The 5632-nt window shown below is 62.1% G+C and carries 5 protein-coding genes; 3 read left to right on the top strand and 2 right to left on the bottom strand.

The window, feature by feature from the left end:
- The 3 genes from WC739_RS24200 to ggt all read left to right on the top strand — a co-directional run.
- On the top strand, positions 1 to 636 hold a 636-nt coding region (locus WC739_RS24200; protein ID WP_372955520.1), incomplete at its 5' end, for an SDR family oxidoreductase.
- 164 nt (positions 637 to 800) lie between these two features.
- A complete protein-coding gene (gene rhaI, locus WC739_RS24195) occupies positions 801 to 2093 on the top strand; it encodes an L-rhamnose catabolism isomerase (protein WP_372955519.1) in 1293 nt (430 codons plus the stop codon).
- A gap of 182 nt (positions 2094 to 2275) precedes the next feature.
- Positions 2276 to 4015, top strand: coding sequence for a gamma-glutamyltransferase (ggt, locus tag WC739_RS24190; protein ID WP_372955518.1), 1740 nt, complete (start codon positions 2276 to 2278; stop codon positions 4013 to 4015).
- Between the two features lie 129 nt (positions 4016 to 4144).
- Here ggt and WC739_RS24185 read toward each other — a convergent pair whose 3' ends face one another.
- Together WC739_RS24185 and WC739_RS24180 are read right to left on the bottom strand one after the other, a co-directional pair.
- Entirely contained in the window at positions 4145 to 4492 is a 348-nt protein-coding gene (locus WC739_RS24185) for a hypothetical protein (protein WP_372955517.1), read from the bottom strand.
- A 287-nt stretch (positions 4493 to 4779) separates the two neighbouring features.
- Complete coding sequence (locus WC739_RS24180; RefSeq protein WP_372955521.1) at positions 4780 to 5214, bottom strand: hypothetical protein; 435 nt, start codon at positions 5212 to 5214, stop codon at positions 4780 to 4782.
- Positions 5215 to 5632 lie beyond the last annotated feature (418 nt).

Below are 5632 nucleotides of genomic sequence, written 5' to 3'. Positions count from 1 at the left end.
TTCATCCGCCCTGTGCTGATCGATGTCACATCGGAGCACCAGGTCATATCGGGCTTCGCCGAGACGGCGGTCGAGTTCGGCGGCGTCGACATCCTGGTCTCCAATGCGGGTCTCGCCTCCGCCGCGCCGATCGAGGAGACGACGCTGGAATTGTGGAACAAGAACATGGACATCCTCTCGACCGGCTATTTCCTGGTCTCGCGGGAAGCGTTCCGGCTGTTCCGGGTGCAGGGGATCGGCGGCAACGTCGTCTTCGTCGCATCCAAGAACGGACTTGCCGCATCGCCCAATGCCGCAGCCTACTGCACCGCCAAGGCCGCCGAGATCCATCTCGCCCGCTGCCTCGCGCTGGAGGGCGCCGAAGCGCAGATCCGGGTCAATGTCGTCAATCCCGATGCCGTGCTGCGGGGTTCCAAGATCTGGACCGGCGAGTGGAAGGAACAGCGCGCCGCCGCCTACAAGATGTCGACCGACGACCTAGAGGAACACTATCGTTCGCGCTCGATGCTGAAGCGGTCGGTGTTTCCCGAGGACATCGCCGAGGCGATCTATTTCTTCGCATCCGACATGTCGGCCAAGTCGACCGGCAACATCATCAATGTCGACGCCGGCAACGCGCAGAGTTTTACGCGGTAGATTGTCTAGGCCGGCGCCGCCCCTCACCCCCCTCCCCGTGAAAAACGGGGAGAGGGGGAGCCAACGCCGGCGCGCTTCCCTTCTCCCCGTCACTCTACGGGGAGAAGGTGCCGGTAGGCGGATGAGGGGCAGCGCCGACAGACGTATCCTGGGAGGAAACCTCAATGTCCGAAACCATCATCTCCGCCGATGTCGTCGACAAGGACAACACCACGCGCAGGGCCAATCTAGAGCGTGACTACGCCTCTCTGGGCGAGCGTCTCGACCGTCGCGGCATCGCCATCGACACCATTCGCGACAAGGTGGAGAAATTCGCTGTGGCCATTCCCTCCTGGGGTGTCGGTACCGGCGGCACCCGCTTTGCCCGCTTCCCCGGCGCCGGCGAGCCGCGCGACATCTTCGACAAGATCGAGGATTGCGCCGTCATCCAGCAACTGACGCGGGCCACCCCGACCGTCTCGCTACACATCCCATGGGACAAGGCCGACCCGAACCGGTTGAAGCAGGCCGCCTCGCGTTTCGGCCTCGGCTTCGATGCCATGAACTCCAACACCTTCTCGGACGCGAAAGACCAGAAACTCTCGTACAAATTTGGCTCGCTGTCGCATGCCGACGCCGGTACGCGCAGGCAAGCGGTCCAGCACAATCTCGAATGCATCGAGATCGGCAGGACGCTGGGCTCCAAGGCGCTGACGGTGTGGATCGGCGACGGCTCGAACTTTCCCGGCCAGGTCAATTTCGCCAGGGCGTTCGAGCGCTATCTCGATGCGATGAAAGAGATCTATGCCGGACTGCCCGCCGACTGGAAGCTGTTCACCGAACACAAGATGTACGAGCCGGCCTTCTATTCCACCGTCGTGCAGGACTGGGGCACCAACTACCTGATCGCCAAGGAGCTGGGCGACAAGGCGTTCTGCCTGGTCGACCTCGGCCACCACGCGCCCAACGTCAACATCGAGATGATCGTGTCGCGGCTGATCCAGTTCAGGAAACTCGGCGGCTTCCATTTCAACGATTCCAAATATGGTGACGACGATCTCGATGCCGGGTCGATCGACCCGTACCGGCTGTTCCTGGTCTTCAACGAACTGGTCGATGCCGAACTGTCGGGGGCCGAGGGGTTCGAGCCCGCCCACATGCTCGATCAGAGCCACAACGTCACCGATCCGATCGAAAGCCTGATGCTTTCGGCGGTCGAGGTGCAGCGCGCCTATGCGCAGGCGCTGCTGGTCGACCGCAAGGCGCTGGAAGGCTTCCAGGACGACAATGACGCGCTGATGGCGACACAGACGCTCAAGGCAGCCTACCGCACCGATGTCGAGCCGATCCTCGCGATGGCGCGGCTGAAGGCCGGCGGCGCCGTCGATCCGGTGGCAGCCTACCGTGCAGCGGGCTACCGCGCCAAGGTGGCGGCTGAACGCCCTGCGGTTGCCGGCGGCTCGGGCGGAATTGTCTGAGGTTAGCTGATCTCCCCCACGAGGGCGGAGATTGGCTGGTCCCGGTCTCGCTTTCTATTTTGCAATGTGGATAAATTGGCGAACCGCCAGCGAGTGAACACCAATGTGTGTTCGCGCATATTGATGATGGACTCCGCCGCCCCAAGTAGCTCTTCTAGGCACACCGCACCTGGAGCACGGCCATGCCCTTGACCCGCCGGACGCTGATTGGCTTCACCCTTTCGCTTGTGCTTGCGTTCACGCCTTCCGCAGACGTCTTCGCCGCGTCCCCCGCACCAGCCAAGGGCGAACACGGCATGGTGGTGACGGCCCAGCATCTGGCGTCGGAAGTCGGCGTCGAAGTCCTGAAGAAGGGCGGCAATGCCGTCGATGCGGCGGTCGCCGTCGGCTATGCGCTCGCCGTCGTCTACCCCAATGCCGGCAATATCGGTGGCGGTGGCTTCATGACCATCCGCTTCGCCGATGGCAGATCGACCTTTCTCGATTTCCGCGAGCGCGCCCCGCTGGCTGCGACCAAGACCATGTATCTCGACAAGGACGGCAATCCGGTGAAGGGCGCCAGCCTCGACGGTTACCTTGCCGTCGGCGTGCCGGGCTCGGTGGCCGGTTTCGAAATGGCGCGTGAAAAATATGGCACGCTTTCCCGCCAGGACCTTATGGCGCCGGCGATTGCCTTTGCCAAGGATGGCTTCGTCCTTGATCAAGGTGATGCCGCTTCTCTTGCCGGCAGCGCCGGCCGGTTGGCAAAGGACCCCGCGGCGGCCGCCATCTTCCTGAAGTCCGATGGCAAGCCCTATGGCATCGGCGAGCGGCTCATCCAGCCCGACCTCGCCGCATCTCTAGGCGCCATTTCCGACAAGGGCCCCGACGCTTTCTACAAAGGCGCTATCGCCGACGCCATCGTCAACGCGAGCGGCGCCAAGGGCGGCATCCTGGCCAAGGCCGACTTCGAGCACTATGCGGTGCGCGAACTGAAGCCGGTCACCTGTTCTTATCGCGGCTACGAGATTACCTCCTCGCCGCCTCCCAGTTCCGGCGGGGTTATCATCTGCGAAATCCTCAACGTGCTGGAATTCTATCCCCTGTCCTATCTCGGCGCCGGCTCGGCGGAGACCGTGCATGTCATGGTCGAGGCGATGCGCCATGCCTATGTCGACCGCAATTCGGCGCTCGGTGATCCCGACTTCGTCGACAACCCGGTCTCGAAACTGCTCGACAAGGCCTATGCAAAGGACATTCGCGACAAGATCGATCCGTTCCGGGCCGGCGTCTCGCAGGATCTGATGCCGAAGGGCTTTGGCGAGTCGAGGGAGACGACGCATTATTCCATCATCGACAAGGACGGCAACGCGGTCGCCGTCACCTACACGCTGAATGGGTCATTCGGCGCCGGTGTCGTCGCCGACGGCACCGGCATCCTGCTCAACAACGAGATGGATGACTTCACCCAGAAGCCCGGCGTGCCCAATCTCTACGGTCTGGTCCAGGGCGAGGCCAACGCCATCCAGCCGAGAAAGACGCCCCTGTCATCGATGAGCCCGACCATCGTCGCCAGGGACGGCAAGCCGTTCATGGTCATCGGCAGCCCGGGTGGCTCGCGCATCATCACCATCACGCTGGAGGCGATCGTCAACGTCATCGATCATGGCATGAACATCCAGGAGGCCATCGACGCGCCGCGCATCCACCACCAATGGTTGCCCGACACGGTCTACATCGAGCCCTTTGGCCTGTCGCCGGACACCAAAAAGCTGCTGGCCGGCATGGGCTACCACCTCGATGTAAGCGACGCGACCTGGGGCCAGGCCGCCGGCATCCTGGTCGGCGGAAAGAGCCTGGCGGAAATCGAGAAGGGCGGCGGCGCCCGCTACAACGGCGCCATCGACAGCCGCGCCGCATCCGGCGAGGCCCTTGGATACTAGAGTAGTTCACCGTTTTACGGAAACGGTGAACTACTCTAACTCTTTGTTTTGACGCAATTCCGGACGGAAAACCGGTCCACACTTTTCCTGGAATTGCTCTAAAGTTTGGTTCAGGGTTTGGTCAGCCGGTCACAAGATCAACGTGACGGTGGACGCGACCAGCATAAGGGCAGCAATGCCGACGAACAGCGCGTAGATGCGTGGCCGGTCGAGCAGAAGCGCGTTTCCGGATATCCATGCCGAGGTGGCGCCGCCAAGCGCGAAAAGGAAACCATTGCGATGGCCAAAGGTCATCGACGCGGCCATCAGTCCGCCAATGATGACCGCGCCGAACACGATGATCACGGCCACGGCGTACTTTTCGAAGTCGTTGCCGCCGCCGATGCTTGGCCCGATCGCATTCAGATTTGGCAGGTCATCCGGATCGAAAGGGTTGGTCGACCCATATTCGTCTTGACCGACAGGCTCTCGCATCATTCATTCTCCGTATGGCGGCAGCAAATCACCAAGCCTCGCCGAGCGCAACCCGATCGCGCTGTGCCTGATGTGTTCGGCCTGGTCCTCAGCGCACTTTCGACGGCGGCTTGCCGACTGCATATTTGATTCGTGGTCCCGGCGTCTTGCGAACTCAAGGCGCCCTAAGCGACCGGGCGATCACTTCATCATCGAATAAATTCATGGACGAATGATGATGCCGGACGAGGATTCGGGCCTCGGCTGGAAATTCGCCCGCGCGCGCTTTCGCGCGTGAGGGCGGCCTCCCTCTATGCAGCCGGGCGCAACTCGAAAACAGTGGCGCCGTTCTCCTGGCCTGTCTCGACATAGCCGATGACATGAAACCATCTTGCGACATCTGCTCCCCGGAGCCAGCTGCGCGAATGGATCGGGAGGTTTCCGGCGAGCGCCTGGATGTGACGTATATGCCGCCGGCAGAAGCGGACGGTCGCGGCGCGGAAGAAATCCTCCTGGGCCGCAAACAGCGTATCGGCCGCATCGCTGTTTTCATGCCATGCAACGATGGCCACGGTCTTGTCACCCTGGACAAGGGCGTGAGCACGGCCTTCCTTCAGATTCATCATCAGATTGTCGTAGGCGATCTTGCTGTCCTTGCCGGCCGCCACGTACTCTTCGGTCATCCGCCTGGACAGATCGCGAAAAACGTCCTCGAGATCCCCGAGCGTTGCTGCGCGTGCTCTCATCTCTCCTCCTACGGCCCCGTTGAAAGTTTGCCCCATGAACACGCGATCACCAAGCAAATCGAATCCGGATGGGGGCCGATAGGAGCAAAGTCATTCCGAGCAGAGCGCTGGGGAGGCTCGCCAGGTCATGGGTGAACGGGCTGTTCCGGCCCTGGCGTGGGATGCGGCAATCGGGTCTTCTGGCAGGCCGATGCAAAAAGCCCGCCGCCTTTCGGCAGCGGGCTGGTATGCTCGCGAATGACTGATCAGTTGGCGCCGCCGAGCTGTTTCGTCATCTTGCAGAAATTGTCGTGCTGCTTGGCAATCGCCTCGTCGCCGCACTCCTTCATCATCCCGGCACGGTCTTCTTCCGACATCGCCATCCATGCGGTCTTGAATTCGGTGTCGGACTTCATGGTCTTCATCCCAGCGTCGGTGA

Source organism: Mesorhizobium sp. (assembly GCF_041661565.1).
In the GTDB taxonomy this organism is placed as follows: Bacteria; Pseudomonadota; Alphaproteobacteria; order Rhizobiales; family Rhizobiaceae; genus Mesorhizobium.
The sequence above is the reverse complement of the archived record's forward strand: the minus strand, read 5'-3'. Positions and strand labels throughout refer to the sequence as shown.